General features: G+C 44.3%; 20 protein-coding genes and 1 pseudogene. 19 read left to right on the top strand and 2 right to left on the bottom strand.

The window, feature by feature from the left end:
* Positions 1-9: 9 nt before the first annotated feature.
* The 13 genes and pseudogenes from flhB (at position 10) to A587_RS0113565 (ending at position 13,658) form a co-directional block, all read left to right on the top strand.
* On the top strand, positions 10-1,140 hold the full coding sequence (gene flhB / locus A587_RS0113625) for a flagellar biosynthesis protein FlhB (protein ID WP_010369112.1): 1,131 nt from the start codon (positions 10-12) through the stop codon (positions 1,138-1,140).
* Between the two features lie 83 nt (positions 1,141-1,223).
* Positions 1,224-3,326 (top strand): flagellar biosynthesis protein FlhA, encoded by a 2,103-nt coding sequence (gene flhA, locus A587_RS0113620; protein ID WP_010369109.1) that lies wholly within the window; start codon positions 1,224-1,226, stop codon positions 3,324-3,326.
* A 19-nt stretch (positions 3,327-3,345) separates the two neighbouring features.
* Positions 3,346-4,821, top strand: coding sequence for a flagellar biosynthesis protein FlhF (gene flhF / locus A587_RS0113615; RefSeq protein WP_017218036.1), 1,476 nt, complete (start codon positions 3,346-3,348; stop codon positions 4,819-4,821).
* Complete coding sequence (locus A587_RS0113610) at positions 4,814-5,674, top strand: MinD/ParA family protein (protein ID WP_010369106.1); 861 nt, start codon at positions 4,814-4,816, stop codon at positions 5,672-5,674. Before flhF ends, A587_RS0113610 begins: the two co-directional genes overlap by 8 nt.
* Before the next feature lie 2 nt (positions 5,675-5,676).
* Positions 5,677-6,411 (top strand): RNA polymerase sigma factor FliA, encoded by a 735-nt coding sequence (locus tag A587_RS0113605; RefSeq protein ID WP_010369105.1) that lies wholly within the window; start codon positions 5,677-5,679, stop codon positions 6,409-6,411.
* A gap of 42 nt (positions 6,412-6,453) precedes the next feature.
* Positions 6,454-6,837, top strand: coding sequence for a chemotaxis response regulator CheY (gene cheY, locus A587_RS0113600; protein WP_010369104.1), 384 nt, complete (start codon positions 6,454-6,456; stop codon positions 6,835-6,837).
* A 19-nt stretch (positions 6,838-6,856) separates the two neighbouring features.
* Entirely contained in the window at positions 6,857-7,633 is a 777-nt protein-coding gene (locus A587_RS0113595; RefSeq protein WP_010369103.1) for a protein phosphatase CheZ, read from the top strand.
* A gap of 13 nt (positions 7,634-7,646) precedes the next feature.
* On the top strand, positions 7,647-9,872 hold the full coding sequence (locus tag A587_RS0113590; protein WP_017218035.1) for a chemotaxis protein CheA: 2,226 nt from the start codon (positions 7,647-7,649) through the stop codon (positions 9,870-9,872).
* Positions 9,873-9,946: 74 nt separating this feature from the next.
* Positions 9,947-11,036 (top strand): annotated as a pseudogene (locus tag A587_RS24080) (protein-glutamate methylesterase/protein-glutamine glutaminase).
* A 127-nt stretch (positions 11,037-11,163) separates the two neighbouring features.
* Positions 11,164-11,934 (top strand): ParA family protein, encoded by a 771-nt coding sequence (locus A587_RS0113580; protein WP_010369100.1) that lies wholly within the window; start codon positions 11,164-11,166, stop codon positions 11,932-11,934.
* Between the two features lie 8 nt (positions 11,935-11,942).
* Complete coding sequence (locus tag A587_RS0113575) at positions 11,943-12,704, top strand: chemotaxis protein CheW (protein ID WP_017218033.1); 762 nt, start codon at positions 11,943-11,945, stop codon at positions 12,702-12,704.
* Positions 12,705-12,728: 24 nt separating this feature from the next.
* Complete coding sequence (locus A587_RS0113570; protein ID WP_010369098.1) at positions 12,729-13,226, top strand: chemotaxis protein CheW; 498 nt, start codon at positions 12,729-12,731, stop codon at positions 13,224-13,226.
* Complete coding sequence (locus A587_RS0113565; RefSeq protein ID WP_017218032.1) at positions 13,227-13,658, top strand: DUF2802 domain-containing protein; 432 nt, start codon at positions 13,227-13,229, stop codon at positions 13,656-13,658.
* Positions 13,659-13,948: 290 nt separating this feature from the next.
* On the opposite strand, the gene A587_RS0113560 is transcribed toward A587_RS0113565, so the two are convergent.
* On the bottom strand, positions 13,949-14,245 hold the full coding sequence (locus A587_RS0113560; protein WP_010369096.1) for an EscU/YscU/HrcU family type III secretion system export apparatus switch protein: 297 nt from the start codon (positions 14,243-14,245) through the stop codon (positions 13,949-13,951).
* Positions 14,246-14,250: 5 nt separating this feature from the next.
* Positions 14,251-16,701 carry a flagellar hook-length control protein FliK gene (locus A587_RS0113555; protein ID WP_017218031.1) on the bottom strand — a complete coding sequence of 817 codons (2,451 nt, stop codon included), beginning with the start codon at positions 16,699-16,701 and terminating at the stop codon, positions 14,251-14,253.
* A 103-nt stretch (positions 16,702-16,804) separates the two neighbouring features.
* Here A587_RS0113555 and ccmA point away from each other — a divergent pair, with 103 nt between their 5' ends.
* The 6 genes from ccmA to A587_RS0113525 are packed head-to-tail and all read left to right on the top strand — an operon-like array spanning position 16,805 to position 21,495.
* The gene (ccmA, locus tag A587_RS0113550) at positions 16,805-17,428 is read left to right on the top strand and encodes a cytochrome c biogenesis heme-transporting ATPase CcmA (RefSeq protein WP_083838450.1); all 624 of its coding nucleotides are present in this window, start codon (positions 16,805-16,807) and stop codon (positions 17,426-17,428) included.
* Positions 17,428-18,114 carry a heme exporter protein CcmB gene (gene ccmB, locus A587_RS0113545; RefSeq protein ID WP_010606377.1) on the top strand — a complete coding sequence of 229 codons (687 nt, stop codon included), beginning with the start codon at positions 17,428-17,430 and terminating at the stop codon, positions 18,112-18,114. The genes ccmA and ccmB overlap by 1 nt, the downstream gene beginning before the upstream one ends.
* A 1-nt stretch (position 18,115) precedes the next feature.
* Entirely contained in the window at positions 18,116-18,853 is a 738-nt protein-coding gene (locus tag A587_RS0113540; RefSeq protein WP_010369087.1) for a heme ABC transporter permease, read from the top strand.
* A 2-nt stretch (positions 18,854-18,855) separates the two neighbouring features.
* The gene (gene ccmD, locus A587_RS0113535) at positions 18,856-19,059 is read left to right on the top strand and encodes a heme exporter protein CcmD (RefSeq protein WP_017218029.1); all 204 of its coding nucleotides are present in this window, start codon (positions 18,856-18,858) and stop codon (positions 19,057-19,059) included.
* Complete coding sequence (gene ccmE / locus A587_RS0113530; protein WP_010369083.1) at positions 19,056-19,535, top strand: cytochrome c maturation protein CcmE; 480 nt, start codon at positions 19,056-19,058, stop codon at positions 19,533-19,535. The genes ccmD and ccmE overlap by 4 nt, the downstream gene beginning before the upstream one ends.
* Before the next feature lies 1 nt (position 19,536).
* Positions 19,537-21,495: a heme lyase CcmF/NrfE family subunit gene (locus tag A587_RS0113525; RefSeq protein WP_017218028.1), complete on the top strand. Its 1,959-nt coding sequence runs from the start codon at positions 19,537-19,539 to the stop codon at positions 21,493-21,495.
* Position 21,496: the final 1 nt, after the last annotated feature.

The following is a 21,496-nucleotide window of genomic DNA, read 5'->3' as shown; positions in this document are numbered from 1 at the left end:
GAGTTTGAAATGGCAGAAGATTCAGGTCAAGAACGCACCGAAGAACCCACCTCCAAGAAGATAAGTGATGCGAGGAGTAAAGGCCAGGTAGCCCGTTCAAAGGAGTTGGGGACTACGTTTGTCTTGTTGTTTTCTGCTATCGCTTTACTAATGTATGGTCCTGGTATAGGGAAAGCGCTTTACAACGTGATGGGGCGAATGTTGTCGCTTAATCGCAATGAAACCTACGATACAACCAAAATGTTTGCTGTGTGGGGGGATATTGGCGCTGAGCTGTTATTCCCAATGGCTATGTTCGTATTTATTATCGCAATTGCCGGAATAGTGGGGAATACGTTACTCGGTGGCTTTAACTTTTCTTGGCAAGCGGCCGCACCTAAAGCAAGTAAAATGTCACCTATGAAGGGACTGAAGCGAATGTTGGGCCCACAAGCGGCCATTGAGTTATTGAAGTCAGTTCTTAAGTTTGTATTAGTTGCAGGCTTTGCAATCTTGCTTATCAATATGTATTTTAACGAAATATTACACTTGAGTATTGAACAAATCCCTTCGAGTATAGAACATGCGTTAGAAATCATTGCGTGGATGTTTTTAGCGCTTAGTTGCACTATGATTGTGATCTCCGCAATTGATGCGCCCTATCAAAGCTATAATCATCATAAACAGCTTAAAATGACGCTACAAGAAGTCAAGGATGAATATAAAAACTCAGAAGGTGATCCTCAAATAAAAGCGCGGATCCGCCGAACACAAAGAGAAATGTCGCAAAGACGTATGATGCAAGATGTACCCGATGCCGATGTTGTTGTGACCAACCCTACTCACTATTCGGTTGCGCTTAAATATGATACTGAAAGGGCGGGGGCGCCTATTGTTATCGCAAAAGGGGTTGATGAACTTGCGATGCAAATTAGAAAAATAGCCAAAGGGAATGAAGTGCCGATAGTGGAATCACCCGTATTGACTCGTTCGCTTTACCACACCACTGAAGTGGGTGACCAAATCCCTGAACAATTGTTTACCGCGGTTGCACAGGTACTTGCTTATGTATTTCAGTTGAATCGTTTCCAAAAAGGCAAAGGGAAAAGACCCGTTGCACTTACTCGAGATTTACCAATCCCAGACGATTTGAAGCATTAAAATTGCCCTCATAAAAATAAGCTATTAATTGGAACGCATATTGCATTTGTTGCTATGTGTCAATTTTTTGCTTGTGTTAAGTTATGGAATTTAAAGCAGTTTTACAACAACTCAATCGAGATAAAAAAGAATATGCTAAAGGTGTGGGTACTCCATTGTTGGTGCTTGCAGCACTTGGCATGGTTATTCTACCGTTACCTCCTTTTTTGCTTGATATTCTATTTTCCTTCAACATTGCATTGGCACTAGTGGTGCTATTGGTGACTGTTTATACCTTGAAGCCACTCGAATTTGGTATGTTTCCGGCGGTACTACTGATCGCGACTATCATGCGATTGGCATTAAACGTAGCGAGTACTCGCGTCGTATTACTTGAAGGTCATAATGGTGGTGATGCGGCAGGTAAGGTGATCGAAGCCTTTGGTAGTGTTGTTATTGGTGGCAACTACGCCGTCGGTTTAGTTGTATTCCTTATCCTTATTATTATTAACTTTGTCGTAATTACCAAAGGTGCGGGTCGTATTTCAGAGGTGTCTGCGCGTTTCACCCTTGATGCTATGCCGGGTAAGCAGATGGCCATTGATGCGGACTTAAATGCCGGTTTTATCTCTGCAGATGACGCCCGGGCTCGTCGTGAAGAAGTGACTCGAGAAGCCGACTTTTATGGGTCAATGGACGGTGCAAGTAAATTCGTTAAAGGTGATGCTATTGCAGGTATCGTGATCCTCGCCATTAATATAATAGGTGGCCTTTTCGTTGGGATGATCCAGCATGATTTAAGCTTTGGCCACGCGATGGAAGTATATACCATGCTGACGATTGGTGACGGTCTGGTCGCGCAAATTCCTTCTCTTTTACTCTCAATTGGTACTGCAATTGTCGTAACGCGTCAAAATGAATCGCACAACATGGGCGATCAGTTTAAAAGCCAACTGGGTAATGAAAAATCGCTAGCTATTGCTTCAGGTATTTTGATCACCATGGGACTCGTTCCAGGCATGCCACATGTTGCCTTCCTAGGTTTAGGCGTATTACTTGGCTATATAGCCTATTACACAAGCCAGCAAAAGAAAAAGGCGGAAATCGAAAAGGCAGAACAAGCTGCCAAAGGACCTGCTGCCAAAGGAGGTCATCAACAAGATCAAAAAGAGCTTGGTTGGGATGATGTACAACCTGTTGATGTGATTGGTTTAGAGGTTGGTTATCGCCTAATTCCTCTAGTTGACCAAGCCCAAGGCGGGGAGCTTCTCAGTCGTATTAAAGGGGTGCGTAAAAAGCTATCTCAGGAACTGGGCTTTTTAGTACCGCCAGTACATATTCGCGATAACCTAGAACTAGATCCAAATGCATACAATATTACTTTAATGGGAGTTGGCTCAGGAACCGGTGAGTTGAAGCATGGCGACGAACTTGCAATTAATCCAGGGCAGGTGTTTGGGCCGATTAAAGGCATAGAAACTAAAGATCCTGCATTTGGCCTAGATGCGGTATGGATTAAGCCAGACCAAAAAGATGAGGCGCATTCGCTTGGCTATACAGTAGTAGATGCTGCAACTGTGGTTGCGACACATATCAGTCAATTATTGACGAATAATGCATCACTATTGCTTGGCCATGAAGAAGTACAAAACCTATTAGATATGCTTGCGAAAAGTCACCCTAGATTAGTTGAAGGCTTAGTGCCTGATATTTTACCACTCACTACCGTGGTAAAAGTGCTTCAAAATCTGCTTAATGAGGGCGTTGCGATTCGAGATATGCGCTCGATTGTACAAACCTTAGTTGAGTACGGCCCACGGAGCCAAGACCCTGATGTGTTAACGGCTGCGGTAAGAATTTCATTACGCAGATTGATTGTTCAAGATGCCGTTGGAAGCGAAGAAGAAATTCCTGTCATAACATTGGCGCCTGAGTTGGAACAGATGTTGCATCAGTCACTTCAGAACGCAGGTGATGAGGGGGCAGGTATTGAACCTGGCTTGGCTGAGAGGCTTCAAGAATCATTAAGAGAAGCACATCACAACCAAGAAATGCTAGGGGAACCTTCCATCTTATTAACCTCAGGTATGTTAAGAAGTGTGCTGTCTCGATTTGTTAAACATACGATTCCAGGTCTTAGAGTGATGTCATATCAAGAAGTGCCGGAAGAAAGACAAATTAAGATAGTGAGCTCGGTTGGACAATAGAGGATAAAGGGGCTGTAACATGAAAATTAAACGTTTCTTCGCAAAAGATATGCGTACGGCTTTAAATGAAGTAAAAGAAGAGCTTGGTGCAGATGCTGTCATTATGTCTAACAAAAAGTTAGCAGATGGTGTTGAAATCGTCGCAGCAGTTGATAATGACCGTGCCGCTGCACCTGTTAAGCAAGCTCCAGCTGCCCGTGCGACTGCCTCAAACGAGGCTCCGACCCGCTTTGTCCGTCCAGAGCCTCGCCAAGCACAGCCAGCAAAACAAGCGCAAGTTGCCGATAGCTTAGCGGCATTGCTAGAGCGTCAGGCACCGCGCCCACGCTCACCAGAACTTGCTTCTATGTTCTCCCAGTCGGGGATTGATACAGAGCAAATGTTAAGCAGCCAACGTAAAACACAAACTGCTGCGCCGGCGCACCAAGCGAAGCCACAGCAAGCTCGTCGCCAATCTTTTGACTTTGATGATGATGCATTTGAGCAGCCACAGAATTGGGGCGAGTCGGATGAGTTAGACAACGGTTTTGGTGATGATTTACCCGAGTTAAATGCCAAGCCTGACGAAATGAGTGCAATGCGCGAAGAAATGAACGCTATTCGTCAATTACTTGAACATCAAGTATCTGGTCTAATGAAACAAGAAATGGCTCGTCGCGATCCAACCCGTGCGTGTCTTGTTGACCGTCTGGAAGGAATGGGCATAGACAAAGATGTCGCTGAGCAAATGGCATGCTTTATCCCTGATGATGTGTCTCGTAAAGAAGCCTGGAATGCATTGTTAAACATGGTGATCAACCAAATGCACACCACTAACAATGATATTCTTCGCCAAGGTGGAGTATTTGCGATGGTGGGTCCAACTGGTGTTGGTAAAACCACAACGGTTGCAAAATTAGCGGCATTAGGTGCACAAAAATACGGTGCAGATAAAGTGGCGTTAATAACGACAGATACCTATAGAATTGGCGCTTACGAGCAGTTAGCTACCTATGGTAGAATCATTGGTTGTCCGGTTAAGCAAGTTAAAGATGCAAATGAACTTGCAGAAGTGCTTTATCATTTACGCAATAAGCGTCTAGTATTAATAGATACAGCGGGAATGAGTCAAAGAGATTTGCGCTTAACTGAACAGTTAAATACACTTATGCGTAGCGCGAGAGTAGATATTCGCAGCTATTTAGTATTAAGTGCGACAGCACAAATGAATGTGTTACAAGAAACAGTAAGACACTTCAAAAAAGTAAATTTAAGTGGCTGTATTTTCACAAAACTTGATGAAAGTCTAAGTTTAGGTGAGATAATTAGCATAGCGATTCAAAATCGCTTGCCAATAGGGTATCTTACCAACGGTCAGCGAGTGCCAGAAGACATTCGCGTAGCAAATGCTCAAAAGCTAGTAAAAAAGGCTGAGCAATTGTATTTAAAAAGAATAAAAGCACAGCACTCTCGACGTGTACCTGTAGCGTCAGAGTCAGTAGGAATGTATGATTAACACAGTTTTAGATCAAGCAAGTGGCCTGCGTAGAATGAGTCAAAATAGCAACCAGGGTGTAAAAGTAATAGCCGTGACCGGTGGAAAAGGTGGGGTGGGTAAAACCAACGTCTCGCTCAATACTGCCATCGCTATGGGCCAACAAGGACAGCGAGTTCTCGTTTTAGATGCGGACTTGGGCTTGGCAAACTGTGATGTGATGTTAGGTCTAAGGGTAGAAAAAAACCTGTCGCACGTGTTGTCGGGTGAATGTGAACTAGATGAGATTCTCGTAGAAGGTCCCGCTGGAATTAAAATTGTACCGGCGACTTCAGGCTCTCAAAGTATGGTAGAGCTGACTCCCGCAGAGCATGCAGGACTTATTCGTGCATTTAGCGAGCTTAACACGCAATTTGATGTATTAATTGTTGATACCGCAGCTGGTATCTCAGATATGGTTCTGAGCTTCTCTCGAGCTGCACAAGATGTGATGGTTGTGGTGTGTGATGAACCGACTTCTATTACAGATGCTTACGCGTTGATCAAAGTTTTGAGCAGAGAGCATGGGGTCTATCGTTTTAAAATTGTTGCCAATATGGTCCGCAGTATGCGTGAAGGGCAAGAATTATTTGCTAAACTTTCAAAAGTTACAGACCGTTTTCTTGATGTAGCACTGGAATTAGTGGCCACCGTACCGTTTGACGAAAACATGCGTAAATCTTCTCGCAGACAAAGAGCTATCGTGGATTTATTTCCGAGTTCTCCTGCGGCGATTGCGATTAAGGGACTTGCCGCTAAGGCAGTGAAATGGCCAATTCCGCATCAACCTTCCGGTCATCTAGAATTTTTCATTGAACAACTTGTAAACGGGTGATTATGGCTTCTCCGGTCAATAGAGCTGCGGGATATCAAACTTCAGACCACATTCATAAGGTGGTTGAACGGCATGCTCCACTTGTCAAAAAAGTGGCGTGCCACCTGATTGCTCGACTTCCGGCAAGTGTGCAACTCGACGATCTGATCCAGTCAGGTATGATTGGGTTGATTGAAGCGTCTAAAAATTTCGATGCAACTAAAGGTGCTAGTTTCGAGACCTTTGCGGGGATCCGTATTCGAGGCGCAATGCTGGATGAAATCCGTCGTGGTGACTGGGCGCCTCGTTCTGTTCACAAAAATAGCCGAATGGTTGCAGAAGCTATATCTGAGCTCGAATCTCTCCTTGGTCGAGAACCAAAAGACACTGAAATCGCTGAAAAACTTGATATATCTCTAGATGAGTACCATCATATTTTACATGATGTAAATGCAAGTAAAGTCATCGGGATTGAGGATCTTGGGGTTGATGAAGACGTGATAACCCCAGCAAACAGCGATTTTGCGCTAGACAAACCGTTTAATAACGTTAAAAATGAACGTTTTAACGAGTCTTTAGTAAATGCTATCAAAGCGTTACCCGAAAGGGATGCTCTGGTTTTATCACTTTACTATAACGACGAAATGAATTTAAAAGAGATTGGTGCCATCCTTGATGTCAGTGAATCTCGAGTAAGCCAAATTCACGGTCAGGCAATGATAAAGCTTAAAGCTAAAATCAATGACTGGATAAATTAGAGTACATAAAATAGTTGGGTTCGAACCTCACTGGAGGAAGTTTTGGATAAGAACATGAAGATTCTCGTGGTTGATGATTTCTCTACTATGAGAAGAATAATCAAAAACCTATTAAGAGATTTAGGCTTTACCAATGTTCAAGAAGCTGATGATGGTAGTACAGCACTTCCGATGCTACAAAATCAGGAGTTTGACTTTGTAGTAACTGATTGGAACATGCCGGGCATGCAAGGTATTGATCTGCTTCGTGCAATACGCGCAGATGAAAAGCTTAAGCACATTCCAGTGTTGATGGTTACCGCAGAAGCGAAAAAAGAACAAATTGTTGCAGCAGCGCAAGCAGGGGTGAACGGATATATTGTTAAGCCGTTTACTGCGGGTACGCTCAAAACTAAGCTTGAAAAAGTATTTGAGCGACTAGGCTAACAGCAAGGGGATATGGCCTATGTCTGTAAATGCTGCGCCTCAAATTACACTTGAACAAGCTAAGCAACTTGTTGAGCTTCTAGAACAAGGTGAACAAGAAAAAGCTGACCAGCTGATTTTAGAAGCTGCTAACAAAGAGCAATCGGAGTTATTTGCAGAAGTTGGAAAGCTAACTCGCCAATTACACGAGTCCTTGAAGAACTTTGAGCTCGATACTCGACTCTCAGATCTCACGACAGAGGCTATACCTGACGCCAAGCAGCGTCTTAATTATGTTATGGAAATGACAGAAAGCGCTGCTAATAAAACGATGGACGCGGTCGAAGAAAGCTTACCTCTTGCGCAGAATCTAGCGGATGAGTTAGCGCAAATAAAGCCCACTTGGGATCGATTGATGAGCAGAGACATTCAACTCGGTGAGTTTAAATCTCTGTGTCATGATCTCGACAGCTTTATGCAGACTTCAAAGACACGTACAGACGAATTACAAGGTTTAATGACTAATGTGCTGATGGCTCAGGACTATCAGGATTTGACTGGGCAGGTTATTCGGCGCGTCATTGAGCTTGTGAGAGAAGTAGAAGATAGTCTCATTCACCTCCTGACTGTTTTTGGTACTTCAGATGAAGCGCCTTCAACTGCTGTGAAAGCGAATGAAAACGAAATAAAAACAACTGAGACTATCAGTGATGAATTGTCTGGACCTGAAGGTCCAATTATTGACGCTGAATCGCGAGATGACGTGGTTTCTGGTCAAGACGAAGTCGATGACTTGCTATCTAGTTTAGGCTTCTAGTTGGAGAGTGTGTATGAGCTTTGAAGTCGATGAAGATATCTTGCAGGACTTTCTTGTTGAAGCAGGCGAAATATTAGAACTGTTATCTGAACAGCTTGTTGAACTAGAAAATAATCCTGAAGATAAAGAACTTCTCAATGCGATTTTCCGTGGCTTCCATACCGTAAAAGGTGGAGCTGGCTTCCTCGGTATGACCGAACTGGTCGATGCCTGTCACGGTGCGGAGAACGTGTTTGATGTACTACGACAAGGGCAACGAAAAGTAACTTCCGAACTGATGGATGTTATTTTGCAATCTTTGGATACGATCAACGAAATGTTCGCTTGTATTCAAAACCGTGAGGAACCAGAAGCGGCCGATCCAGTGTTGCTTGAAACACTCCACAAACTTAGCCAGCCTGCATCTGAAGACGAAGTCAGTGAAGTGATTGACGAACTTGCTTCTGAGCCAGAACCTGTGGTGCCAGATTTAAGTGCGGATGATATTTTATTCGACGCTGATGTTGATTCAGGCGATGATAGCGGTTCTAGCATCGATGAGATAACAGAAGAAGAATTTGAAAATCTTTTAGATGAATTGCACGGTTCAGGTAATGCGCCTGCTGTTGCTCCTGCAACTAAACCTGAAGCTGTATCAACCGCAGATGATGGTGATATCACCGATGACGAATTCGATAACCTCTTAGATGAACTTCATGGTGTTGGTAAATTCGGTGGAGCACCAAATGCGGAAGATGCTGTTGTCCCAGAAGCGAGTGAACCTAAGGCTAAATCAACCTCACCAGCAGCCCCAAGTGGGTCTACTGGCGACGAAGAAATTACCGACGATGAGTTTGAAGCTTTGCTGGACGAGCTTCATGGTAAAGGCAGTGCACCTAAAGCGGTAGATGAATTGCCAGTAGAGGTTTCAGAGACTAAACCTGCTCAACCTGAGCCTGTTAAAGCCGCACCAGCGCCGAAACCCGCTCCGAAGCCTGCGCCTAAAGTTGAAGCTAAGCCTGCGACTCCTGCACCGCAAAAAGAGCCAGAGGCTGCAAAAGCTTCCACACCAGCCGCTGCGAAGAAACCTGCGGCACAAGCTGAGACCACGGTCCGAGTTGATACTAAACGTCTTGATGAAATCATGAATATGGTTGGCGAATTAGTATTGGTTCGTAACCGTTTGGTTAGCTTAGCGAATAACACCAACAGCGAAAGCATGGGTAAAGCTATTTCGAACCTTGATGTAGTCACTGCTGATTTGCAAGGCGCCGTGATGAAAACACGGATGCAGCCAATCAAAAAGGTATTTGGTCGCTTTCCTCGAGTAGTGAGAGACCTTGCTCGCAGCTTGAAAAAAGAAATCAACCTAGTTTTACAAGGTGAAGAGACGGATTTAGATAAAAACTTGGTTGAAGCGCTTGCAGATCCATTGGTCCACTTAGTGAGAAACTCAGTAGACCACGGCATTGAAATGCCTGACGTACGTGAAGCGTCGGGCAAACCAAGAATGGGTACGGTCACATTATCAGCATCTCAGGAGGGAGATCATATTCTTCTCACGATTCGAGATGATGGCGCCGGTATGGATCCTGAGAAGCTTAAAAAAATTGCTATAAATAAAGGCGTGATTGACTCCGATCAAGCAAGCAGACTGTCCGATACCGAAGCCTATAATTTGATCTTTGCACCAGGGTTTTCAACAAAAGAACAAATCTCAGACATTTCTGGTCGTGGTGTTGGGATGGATGTTGTTAAAACGAAGATCACTCAATTGAATGGCTCGGTAAATATACAATCAGAATTGGGTGTTGGTACTGTATTAGAGATTAAGGTACCGCTTACACTGGCTATTTTGCCAACCTTGATGGTGGTAGTCGGAGAGCAAACGTTTGCGTTACCGCTTGCTGGCGTGAACGAGATCTTCCATTTAGATTTGACTAAAACGAATGTGGTTGATGGTCAGTTGACTATCATAGTGAGAGAAAAAGCAATTCCGTTATTTTATCTTGAACATTGGTTGGTAAAAGGTGCGAACAGGAGCATGAGAAAGGCTGAAGGCCATGTTGTCATTGCGCAAATTGGCACTAAACAAGTCGGTTTTGTGGTTGATTCTCTGATAGGTCAAGAGGAAGTCGTAATCAAACCACTAGATGCGTTGTTACAAGGTACGCCAGGTATGGCTGGTGCTACCATCACATCTGATGGTGGTATTGCGCTAATCCTTGATGTCCCCAACTTATTAAAACACTACGCCTAATTTTATTAGGCGTAGTTCGAATTCTAGAGCAGCATTTGTTGCTCTGCTGTAGAGCAAATTAAAGAGCGTTGCCAATGGCAGTTAAAGTGTTAGTCGTAGACGATTCTAGTTTTTTTCGTCGTCGAGTCAGTGAGATTTTAGAAAAAGACAGTGAAATCAAAGTTATAGATTTCGCAGTTAATGGAAAGGAGGCGGTTGAAAAGGCCGCTTCATTACGTCCAGACGTAATTACGATGGACGTGGAAATGCCCGTGCTTGATGGGATCAGTGCGGTGAAGCAGATCATGCAGGCCACTCCGACCCCAATCTTAATGTTTTCTTCGTTAACTCGTGAGGGCGCTAGTGCTACGTTAGATGCACTGGATGCGGGCGCTGTAGATTTTTTACCGAAAAAGTTTGAAGACATCGCTCGTAATAGCGAAGAAGCAATTAAATCATTACAAAATAAGGTAAAGGAAATTGGCCGCCGTCGCGTTAGCCGTTTTACTCGCCCTAGCATTGCGACTCCGCCAAAGCGCGTCGAACCTAGAGCAACTCGTGCTGACACAGGAAGAACAACGATCCCTCAACCGGATAGAAGTTTTCAAAGACCGGTATCTGGTGGTACGTCTAGTGCTGCAGGTGCAAGAGCATCGGGTAAAAAATATGGACTGGTTGCAATTGGCACATCAACAGGTGGACCCGTTGCACTGCAAACAATATTGACCCAGCTGCCAGCAAACTTTCCTCATCCAATTTTACTTATCCAGCATATGCCGGCCGCATTTACACCTGCGTTTGCAGCAAGATTGAATAGTTTATGCCAGATTAAAGTTAAAGAAGCTGAGCAAGGTGATAGATTAATGCCTGGTGTGGCCTATTTAGCCCCTGGTGGTAAGCAAATGCTGGTTGAAAATCGCGGTGGTAGTAAGACACTAAAAGTGTTCGAAGATGATAGTCCAAGGATCACCTATAAGCCCAGCGTTGATGTGACATTTGCAAGTGTTGCAAAAGCTTATGGTGGCGACACGTTAGCGATTGTCTTAACGGGAATGGGCGCAAGATGAAGCGACTTGTGTTGTTTATGGTATGCCTCAAGCTGTCGCTGGCGCTGGACTTTCGTCGGATAGTATCGCCCTACAAGACTTTGCTGTGAGAATTAATAAAGAAGCGGGTAACCAATAGACTAAGTCATCACTTGGTTGCTTTGCTTGAAGCTTGTAAATATCAAACGTCTAAAAAGAATGAATAACACTGAGTTGGTATAGTATCTATTGAACGAAATCAATAGTGATAAGCGAAGGAATATAGAGTGAAAATTTGGACAGTAGCAAATCAAAAAGGTGGCGTGGGTAAAACCACGACGACGGTGAGCTTAGGAGGCATTCTTGCTGAGCAGGGTCACCGAGTTTTACTTATTGATACTGATCCACATGCTTCACTGACATATTACTTTGGTATTGATTCTGAAGAGTTAGAAGTCAGTGTGTATGATATTTTTGCACGCGGCAGCAGCATGACGAGTGAAGAAATTTTACAGTCTCTTTGCCCATCAACCATAGAGAATCTTGATATTTTGCCTGCCACTATGGCCATTGCTACGCTTGATCGTAGTATGGGTAATAAAACGGGCATGGGGCTTATCTTAAAGAAATCGCTCGAAAAAATAGCGGATCAATATGACTATGCTATTTTAGATTGCCCACCAGTGCTTGGGGTACTGATGGTTAACGCATTAGCAGCGAGTGAGCGAATTTTAGTACCTGTCCAAACTGAATTTTTGGCGTTGAAGGGACTAGATAGAATGATGCGCACGATGGAGCTGATGCAGTCTTCACAGCAGAAACAGTATCAATATACTATCATTCCAACTATGTATGATAAACGGACCAAAGCGTCGTTGGAGGCGTATAAAACGTTGCTAGCAACATACAAAGAGGCCGTTTGGCCAGGTGTGGTTCCCGTAGATACCAAATTTAGGGATGCGAGTCTTGCACAGCAAGTCCCAGTACAATTTTGTCCTAAATCACGAGGCGTGTTCGCTTATCGTGCACTATTGGACTATTTGAAGCAGTTAAGCTAGAGAGCATAATGAGTAAGCATTTATTTGCAAATGAAAAGGTGATGAAGCAGTATCTTGGCGCCCTATTACAAGAGGAGCCAGAGATTGAGCAATGCGAATTATCACCAGTTGCAAAGCTACTTGAACAAGTAAAAGAGCCGGAATCCGAACTTGAAGACACAGACCTTCCAGTTGTCGTTGCAACAGAGCCTCAGGAGTCGGTGAGTGAAGTTATTGAAGAACAACCGAGTAAATTAGCTCAAGATCTTGAAGTCACTGAAAATACATCTATTATCAAAGAACAGACAACGATAGAATCAGTCTCTGCAAGGGAAGCCTATCAAGAAGGTGAATTTCAGGCATTGTTTTTTGAAGTTGCAGGCTTAACACTGGCGGTTCCGCTTAAATCACTTGGGGGAATACACCAACTGGGTGAAGTCAATCAACTCTTTGGTAAACCTAAATGGTTTAAAGGCGTGATGCTAAATCGTGAAGAAAAGCTTAATGTTGTTGATACTGCGCAATGGGTAATGCCTGAGAAGTTAACACCAGAATTAGAAGATGCTCTGGATTACCAGTATTTGATTACGCTTGGGGATAGTAATTGGGGATTGTTAGCAGAAAAACTAGTCAACAATTTAACCCTCAAGCCTGAAGACATAAAGTGGCGCACAGCGGATGGTAAACGGCCTTGGTTGGCTGGGGTGATTAAAGAGAAAATGTGCGCGCTGATTGATGTAGAGAATTTAAACCGTTTGCTAGAACAAGGCCTCGATAGTCGAGAGCAGTAACTAGTATATTGATGGAGTGAAACCATGAGCCAAGATAGACTACTTTCTGCAGACAAAAATGCTGATAGTAATGATGAAGTATTGCAATGGGTTACTTACAAGCTTGAAGAGGAAACTTACGGTATCAATGTAATGCAAGTGCAAGAAGTATTGCGTTATACCGAAATTGCACCAGTCCCAGGTGCGCCAAGCTACGTACTCGGGATCATTAATCTACGTGGTAACGTTGTAACGGTTATAGACACACGAGCTAGGTTTGGTCTGCAAAGTGCGGAAGTGACGGATAATTCGAGAATTGTAATAATCGAAGCCGAGAAGCAAGTTATTGGTATCTTAGTCGATAGCGTTGCTGAGGTGGTTTACTTACGTAGCTCGGAAATTGACAGCGCGCCAAACATCGGCACTGAAGAGAGCGCTAAGTTTATCCAAGGCGTATCAAACCGAGAAGGCGAGCTATTGATCTTAGTCGACCTTAATAAGCTATTAAGTGATGACGAATGGGATGAGCTGAGTCATATTTAGATGTCTGAAGTAGTAAACGCACAAACCGTTTTACTCGTCATATCAATAACCTCAAGCATACTTGCGTTAGTATGCTTGAGGTTTGTTTTTGTGCTGGGTAAAAAATTACAGAATGCGCAGGGCCAAACAGCGCAACTTTCGAACTCACTACAAGGGTCTGAGCAACAAATAGCAATTTTACGCAGCGAAGTTGCAGAGTTACGCGCCAGTATCATGAGTATTGGTAAGCGGGTGGTCGCAACCGAGCAAGAATTAAATGATGTTGCGAATCAGCAAGCAGCACAAAAATATGATGATCCCGACGCAAAAATGTATTCTCGTGCCGTGAAAATGGTGGAACTTGGCGCTGATATTGAAGAGGTGATGCGCGAGTGTGAGTTGCCAAGAGCTGAGGCGGAGCTGCTCATGTCTTTACATAACAAATCAAAATGATTGTCTAGGGCCTGTTGACCTTTCAAGTTTGTTTTTGCAGCAGTTTGATTGGTATTTATACAAGGCAGAGCCTGCGTAGCTTAGTTATTCTATGTAAGTTAGGCGATAACACAGAAGAAATTCCAATCAAGCGCTGCCCTTTGAGTTCCCCTGAGTGCGCTTTGTTCTTTGTTGCTCAACTTTTGCCTAGATTACTAGGCGGCAAGTCGAGCGTCGCGATCAAAATACACTCAGGAGAACAAAAATCAAACAGCAAAGGTCAACAGGCCCTAGAAAGTAGGAAGTTTTGGCTATGCCTTAATATCTAGCTTGCCACGAAAACCTTCCCAGCCAGGTGGAAACTTACCACGCATAATGTAAGAAAAAGCGATGAGTTCAGCAATCACATAGTAGAGCTCCCTTGGGATCTCTTGGTGTAACTCAAGTGCACTGAGTGTTTGTGCTAATGATTCATCTTCGTGGATCATGATGTTTTTCTCTTTTGCCAGCGCAATAATTTCCTCTGCCAGCTCACCATATCCTTTAAAGGTGACCTGAGGTGCGCTTCCAGCTTCATATAACAGTCCGATAGCAGATTTTTGTGTCATCTCTTTTACACCTTAATGTTGATAATTGCGTGTTCATTAAAGAATTTATCTTGAAAGCTGGCTTCTTCCCTAAGGCCTATCTCCGCGACTTGCAGCCCATGAGACGCTAACTTATGCCTGAGTGTTGCCAAGTGTGGCTCTGCGAGCTGCTTGACCTGATTGGAGGTGGCTACTAATGCACATTCTAGGGCTTTATCCATCAGCTCGGCTTGGGCATGGATCTGACCTTTTTCTGCAAAATCAAAACAAAGACGAATAAACCACACAGACTTCTCTGGCATACCAGGTTTGGGCGACTTTTTATATTCACCTATTTGTAATTGTGTTTGCTGTTGCTCTTGTCCTACTTTAGTGGGGAAGAGCAGGTTTACAATCAACTGTGCTTCGCTGTCTTGTTTCGCAGAGTTGGTCGCTGTAGTCGGTGATTGTTGCGGTTGTAATTGGTTGTGCAATTGCCCCAATTCGTTTAACAGCTCTTTTGCTTGTGGTTGTTGAAGCGCGTCTGCTATTTGCTTGGGGGAGAGCAGCTTCAGCTGTGGTAGTAGCGTATCCAGCAAGGCTTGTATTTTTTGCGTTGCTTGCTCATTGCTCTGAGCTTGGTTTGCCACCTGACTACCTAATAACGACACAATTAAACGGTCCAACATTTGTGTAAAGCTCGATTGAGCTAAACTTGTTGGCGTGTTAGCAAAGGTTGCCATGCCCAGTTGGCTCTCTAACTGGTTCTTAACGGTAAGCGCGCTCACTGAACGGTCATCAAGCAAGCGCGTAAATGCTTGGTTGACTAATTTCTGTAATTCAGGCGTTTGTTTGAATGTATCTGCTTTTACGAGTTTTTCGATAGTTGCAGAAGCTTGGCGTAACATGTTTGGTGTGTTTTCTTTTTGTTCGGGCTTAGCCATGGGCAGAGTAAGCAGGGCTTCAATTACCCCTTTAATTTGATTGCTGGTAGGCTGAGGTACTTGAGGAGGCGAAGCGGTTACTTTTGTGCTTTGTGAATGTGTAAATTGCAACTGGAGCGTTTTAGCAGGATCTACAGGCGCAGAACTCGTTTTACGATAAAGCGGCCGCGCTAATGCTTGTGTTAGCTGTTCAACTTGCTTGTTGCTAAGCGACAGTTTACCTGTGAGGGTGTCCAATAATAAGGACAGGGCTTTTTGTTTTACCTCAAAATCGACCGGTGGCGCCTGATATTTTGGTGTCTCTGCGAGCTGGTGTTGTAAGTAACGAGCAATGGAGCTGGCTAACTTTTCGGTTTGTAAAGGTGTGTGACTTTTTTGCAATGGTAATGGTTGCTTTGCCATCAGCTCTGTAAGATTAAGTTTTATTTGGTTTGAGAGTTGCTGCAGTGGCGTGCTTGGTTTATTTTCATTGTGAGCACTTACTTTCTCGCTTGGCTCAAGCAGAGTTGCGACCGAGTGACTCAAAACATCATTTTTACTTTTATTAACTGGGGAGTTCGTGGGTTGAACGACCTGACTTGTGAGTGGCTTCCCAAAAGGTCTTCCGATCAGTACTTGCAACGCTTTTACTACCGTTGACTTAATTTGTTGCAGATTGACTTCAAGTAACGGTTTGTCATACGCCAGCGTATGTACTGATGCTAAGCGTGACTCAATCGGTGAAGGTTCATCCTTATTGACTGCGCTTACCTGTTGTAGCAAAGCGCTAAGCGGCTTTATGGTTTCTACTTTTACTTGTTGTGTCGATTTTGTGATATCAATTCCATTGAAAGCCGTTTTTACTTCGCCTTTTTGCCATGTGGTTGCTGCAGGCCAGTTACTGCTTATTGGCGATAAGGTTACTGAACGATCATGAATGTTAAGTGTTACTCCACTTGGCAGCGGCTTCACCTCAACACTACTAAGTTGACTAGAGATAAGTTTTGCAATCATTGACTTAGGTAAAGCCGTACTAAACAGCAAGTCTTTAAATTGATTGACGACCTGCAAGGAAACATTACTTTGTTGGGCACTAAGATGCGCAATGAGTTTGTTTTCACTTGCGAGCAATTGTGCCACGGCTTGCGGAAGCGGTATTTTTAGATCAAGCGCCTTGATGTGTAATGTGGCGTCTGGCAACGTGGTCGCTGAAGACTGTACTACTGGGCTTGGCGTATGCGTTTTTAACGTCGTTAAAATATCAAAAAGCTGTTTTGTTAGCGTTACCTGCGCTTGTAATTTGGGCGTTTGAAAGGTGACCACCTTGCCAGTTTCATCAATACTAACCTGTGCTTCTGGAAGCTGATTGGGCTGGGTTGGAGGCTTAAGCGCTAGTTGGATAGTTTGCCAGCGGCCATCAATTGCCACATCCATTTTTAGTTTATCGTTACTAATTTGGATATTCTTTGCTGTAAACGGTTGGTTTTTGGCTAAGTCTAATCTCGATACTTCGCTATTATCTGTGCTTATCACAGATGCTGTCGTCGTATTTGTTGTAATTGGCAGCTTATTCATTATTTTAAATCAAATTTTCGCTAATCGGTCGCATCGGATTATTCGTATTACCATACCATTATGTTAGACTAACGCCCAATTTTAGGTAAAGAGAAGCCCAAGTTTGCTAGAGATAGACGCCGTCACTTGTACCAAACAAGATAGATGCTTGTTTGACTCATTAAGTTTCACTCTCCATGCGGGGCAGATCATGCAAATTGAAGGCCCAAATGGTGCCGGAAAAACCTCTTTGTTGAGGATCATTGCTGGGTTCGCCAGAGCGGACGAAGGGCAGATCCGCTACAACAGCACTGATATCAGCGATGATTATGATTCATTCGCTGCCGATTTATTATTTATTGGTCATAAGACAGGTGTCAATCAACAACTTAGCGCCTACGAAAATGTCCAACATTGGCTTATGGTTCATGGCGCTCAGGCCGATGAAGAAGAAGTCTATACACTGCTTGCCAAGCTCGGTTTAATAGGGCTTGAAGATGTACCTGTGCGGACATTGTCGGCAGGCCAACAGCGCCGTGTTGCGTTAGTACGTTTGTGGCTGAATCAGGCCAAGCTTTGGGTGCTAGATGAACCATTTACTGCACTGGATAAAAAAGGGGTCGCCATGTTGCAAACCCAATTTCAGTCTCATCTTGACAAGGGGGGCGCCATTTTATTGACGACCCACCAAGATCTCACCGCACATTTTGCACAGTTACAAACCTTGGCGTTGGAGTACCGTTTGTAATGCAGACTCAACATTCTTACTGGTTAGCTTTTAAATCGGTTTACGCCAAAGATGTGACCTTGGCCTTTAGACAACGCGCTGAGATAGTCAACCCGCTGTTGTTTTTCTTAATCGTGATCACCCTATTTCCGTTAGCAATTGGGCCCGAACCTGCGCTGCTTACCAGAATGGCACCGGGTATTATTTGGGTAGCGGCGCTTTTATCGACTATGTTAGGTCTAGATAAATTATTTAGGGACGATTACAACGACGGCTCATTAGAGCAATTGATTGCTTCACCTTATCCTTTATCGCTATCAGTATTAGCAAAAGTAGCAGCGCATTGGACAGTCAGTGGTTTGCCAATGGTGGTGCTTGCGCCCTTGTTCGCGCTGTTAATGAATCTCGAGTCGCAGTCTCTCAATGCGACTGTATTGACCTTACTGATAGGTACACCGTTATTAAGTTTTATTGGGGCCATTGGCGCAGGACTCACCGTTGCATTGCAAAAGGGTGGCATTTTAATGAGTTTACTTGTCCTACCGCTTTATATCCCCGTATTGATTTTTGCAACGTCTGCCATAGATACCAGTAGCATGTCTTTAGCGTATGGTGGTCAGCTTGCAATCCTTGGTGCGATGCTTGCCGTCGCAATTGTTGCCGCACCAATTGCCATATCGTCAGCTTTAAGAGTGAGTGTAAGTTAAAATGTGGAAGTGGTTACATCCTTATGCCAAAGCGGAGCGTGCTTACCAACTGTGTAACACCTTGCTTCCTTACTTTGCCGTGATTGCGGTAGTGGGCTTAATTGTTGGATGGGTTTGGGGGTTAGCCTATGCGCCAGCCGACTACCAACAAAAAGACAGCTATCGTATTATCTTTATTCATGTGCCGTCGGCTATCTGGTCAATGGGCGCATACTCGTCTATGGCTATTGCGGCTATTGTTGCCTTGGTATGGCAAATTCGTAACGCTGAATTGGCGGTTATAGCCATTGCTCCTATTGGTGCGGCAATGACCGCGATTGCGTTAATCACTGGTGCTGCTTGGGGGAAACCTATGTGGGGTGCTTGGTGGGTCTGGGATGCAAGATTGACATCAGAGCTTATCCTATTGTTTTTGTACTTCGGTGTTTTGTCTCTATATCATGCCTTTGAAGATAAAAAATCAGGTGGTAGAGCTGCCTGTATTCTTGCCATTGTCGGGGTCGTTAATCTGCCTATTATTCATTTCTCGGTAGAGTGGTGGAACACGTTGCATCAGGGGTCGACTATCACCAAATTTGATACTTCAGCGATTGATCCTTCTATGTTGTGGCCTTTGTTGATCAACATAGTGGCGTTTGCTGGTGTGCTTGGCGTGGTTACGCTAATTCGTTTGAAAAATGAAATTTTACGAAGTGAGCAACACCGTCCTTGGGTCCGCGAATTAGTGAATAGGGGTTAATCATGCAGTTTGAATCCTTCAGTGAATTTTTAGCCATGGGTGGTTATGGCTTTTATGTTTGGCTCTCATTTGGCTCATGTGCATTAATACTGGCTGGTATTTTAGCCGGCTCTATCTTGGATGGTAAGGCGCTAAAGCAAGCAGTTAAAGCGCAAATGGCAAGAGAAGCACGCATTAAAAAAGCAAAAGAGGAGTCGCAAGCATGAATCCTAGACGCAAAAAGAGATTATTCACCGTTGTTGCCGTTATCTTTGGTATTGGCGCAGCGGTCGGGCTTACGCTTTACGCACTACAAGAAAATATTAATTTGTTTTACACGCCGAGCGAGCTTGTTGAAGGTAAAGGTGAGTTAAAAGAAATACCGCAAATTGGCCAGAAACTGCGCATTGGCGGTATGGTTGTGCCGGGCTCAGTGGTGCGTGATGAAACGTCCTTAGATGTGTCATTTAAACTTATCGACACCGGTCCAATGGTTACTATTCGTTATAAAGGCATTCTTCCTGATCTATTCCGTGAAGGCCAAGGTATCGTAGCACAAGGGACATTAGTTGAGTCTAATGTAGTTGAAGCGTTTGAAGTACTTGCCAAGCATGATGAAGAGTATATGCCATCAGAAGTGGCGGAAGCCGTGAAAGGCATTAAGCACGAAAAGCCAAAATATAATTTAAACAGCGAGAACTAAGATGGTCCCAGAAATAGGTTACTTCGCTTTAGTTCTGGCGATGGCATTGAGCTTATTACTGTGTATTTTCCCATTGTGGGGTGCTTATACGGGTAATTTGAGGCTGATGAAAGCCGCTCCTTCACTGGCCGTTGGTCAGTGTATTCTTGTGGTGTTCTCATTTGTGGTACTGATATACATCACATTAATGGATGACTTTACGGTTGCGTATGTGGCACATCATTCGAGCAGTACTTTGCCTTGGTATTATAAAATCACCTCAACGTGGGGTGGACATGAAGGCGCAATTTTACTGTGGTTAGTGATGCAATCCATGTGGACCATGCTGGTTGCAGTGATGTCAAAGTCGCTACCGTGGGTATTGCGAGCGCGTGTGTTAGGCGTACTTGGCTTTTTAGGTGTGGGCTTTATGCTCTATACCCTGTGGATGTCGAGCCCGTTTGAGCGTTTGCTTCCTTACTTCCCTGTTGAAGGGCGTGATTTAAATCCATTATTGCAAGACCCTGGAATGATCATTCACCCGCCACTCCTTTATATGGGTTATGTTGGCTTATCTGTGTCTTTCTCTTTTGCAATTGCTGCGCTTTTAACCGGTAAACTTGATAACACTTGGGCTAAATGGTCACGTCCTTGGACAATGGCCGCATGGGGCTTTCTTACTCTAGGCATTACTATTGGTAGTTGGTGGGCGTACTCAGAACTAGGCTGGGGCGGTTGGTGGTTCTGGGATCCGGTTGAGAACGCTTCACTGATGCCTTGGCTTGTTGCAACCGCTTTATTGCATTCACTCGCAGTAACAGAAAAGCGTGGTGTGTTTAAGTCTTGGACAGTACTACTTGCTATCACCGCGTTTAGTTTATGTTTACTGGGTACCTTTATCGTTCGCTCAGGCATTATCGTTTCGGTGCATGCGTTTGCAACCGATCCCGACCGTGGTTTATATATCCTGTCATTCTTGGCTGTGGTTGTGGGTGGTAGCTTAGCGCTTTACGCACTGCGCGTAGCTCAAGTATATAGCGAAGGGCGTTATCAATTCCTTTCGCGTGAAGTAGCACTGTGGATAAACAATATCTTCTTAGTGGTTGCGACCTTGATTGTATTATTGGGTACGCTATTGCCTATGATCCATAAAGAGTTGGGCTTAGGCTCTATTTCTATTGGCGTACCTTTCTTTAACCAAATGTTTGCGATATTAATCGTGCCGTTCGCGATTTTGCTGGGTTTAGCACCTATGCTGCGCTGGAAACAAAATAAAATGCCGCCACTAGTGAAAAAATGGGCTGTATTGATTGCGGTGAGTTTAGTGCTCACGGCGACGTGGTTGTACTCGAGCTACGAAGTGGTGGCGCCACTTACGTTTGTTGCGACCGCTTTAGCTGTGTGGATAAGTGTGGCTACTGCTGCTGACTTATTTAATAAAGTGACTGTTCACCCCAGTGTTGCAATCGGCTTTAAAAAGTTAGGATTAAGCTATTGGGCAATGGTACTCGGGCACGTTGGTATTGCCTTTGTTATCGCGTCGGTGACGTTAACTTCAGCATACTCAGTTGAGCGCTCCGTGAGCATGAAACCGGGTGAAACGGCGATGCTAAACGAGTACGAATATCGCTTTGATGGGGTAAAAGAAATTCGAGGCCCGAACTACGGTGGCCATGCAGGCGTAGTGACGGTATTCAAAAATGGTAAAAAAGTCACCGAGCTGCATGCAGAAAAACGCCGCTATGATGTAGGGATGCAGTTTATGACCGAAGCCGCGATTGATGATGGCTTCTTTCGTGATTTATATCTAGCACTCGGCGAGCCGCTTTCTGCAGGCGCGTGGTCGCTTAGGATCTATCACAAACCATACGTACGCTGGATGTGGTTAGGTGGGCTACTTATCTCTTTTGCCGGCTTCATTGTGCTTGCGGATAAACGCTACCGCAGCCGCGTGAAAAAATCATCCCAAGTGGAGGCTTAAC

The sequence above is a fragment of the Pseudoalteromonas sp. NJ631 genome (genome assembly GCF_000276645.1).
Taxonomy (GTDB): domain Bacteria; phylum Pseudomonadota; class Gammaproteobacteria; order Enterobacterales; family Alteromonadaceae; genus Pseudoalteromonas; species Pseudoalteromonas piscicida.
The sequence above is the reverse complement of the archived record's forward strand: the minus strand, read 5'-3'. Positions and strand labels throughout refer to the sequence as shown.

Bases quoted from the DNA above. Each gene is read 5' to 3' on its own strand.
- flhB (WP_010369112.1), top strand. From the start codon at position 10: ATGGCAGAAGATTCAGGTCAAGAACGCACCGAAGAACCCACCTCCAAG.
- flhA (WP_010369109.1), top strand. From the start codon at position 1,224: ATGGAATTTAAAGCAGTTTTACAACAACTCAATCGAGATAAAAAAGAA.
- flhF (WP_017218036.1), top strand. From the start codon at position 3,346: ATGAAAATTAAACGTTTCTTCGCAAAAGATATGCGTACGGCTTTAAAT.
- A587_RS0113610 (WP_010369106.1), top strand. From the start codon at position 4,814: ATGATTAACACAGTTTTAGATCAAGCAAGTGGCCTGCGTAGAATGAGT.
- A587_RS0113605 (WP_010369105.1), top strand. From the start codon at position 5,677: ATGGCTTCTCCGGTCAATAGAGCTGCGGGATATCAAACTTCAGACCAC.
- A587_RS0113595 (WP_010369103.1), top strand. From the start codon at position 6,857: ATGTCTGTAAATGCTGCGCCTCAAATTACACTTGAACAAGCTAAGCAA.
- A587_RS0113590 (WP_017218035.1), top strand. From the start codon at position 7,647: ATGAGCTTTGAAGTCGATGAAGATATCTTGCAGGACTTTCTTGTTGAA.
- A587_RS0113575 (WP_017218033.1), top strand. From the start codon at position 11,943: ATGAGTAAGCATTTATTTGCAAATGAAAAGGTGATGAAGCAGTATCTT.
- A587_RS0113570 (WP_010369098.1), top strand. From the start codon at position 12,729: ATGAGCCAAGATAGACTACTTTCTGCAGACAAAAATGCTGATAGTAAT.
- A587_RS0113565 (WP_017218032.1), top strand. From the start codon at position 13,227: ATGTCTGAAGTAGTAAACGCACAAACCGTTTTACTCGTCATATCAATA.
- A587_RS0113560 (WP_010369096.1), bottom strand. From the start codon at position 14,245: ATGACACAAAAATCTGCTATCGGACTGTTATATGAAGCTGGAAGCGCA.
- A587_RS0113555 (WP_017218031.1), bottom strand. From the start codon at position 16,701: ATGAATAAGCTGCCAATTACAACAAATACGACGACAGCATCTGTGATA.
- ccmB (WP_010606377.1), top strand. From the start codon at position 17,428: ATGCAGACTCAACATTCTTACTGGTTAGCTTTTAAATCGGTTTACGCC.
- A587_RS0113540 (WP_010369087.1), top strand. From the start codon at position 18,116: ATGTGGAAGTGGTTACATCCTTATGCCAAAGCGGAGCGTGCTTACCAA.
- ccmD (WP_017218029.1), top strand. From the start codon at position 18,856: ATGCAGTTTGAATCCTTCAGTGAATTTTTAGCCATGGGTGGTTATGGC.
- ccmE (WP_010369083.1), top strand. From the start codon at position 19,056: ATGAATCCTAGACGCAAAAAGAGATTATTCACCGTTGTTGCCGTTATC.
- A587_RS0113525 (WP_017218028.1), top strand. From the start codon at position 19,537: ATGGTCCCAGAAATAGGTTACTTCGCTTTAGTTCTGGCGATGGCATTG.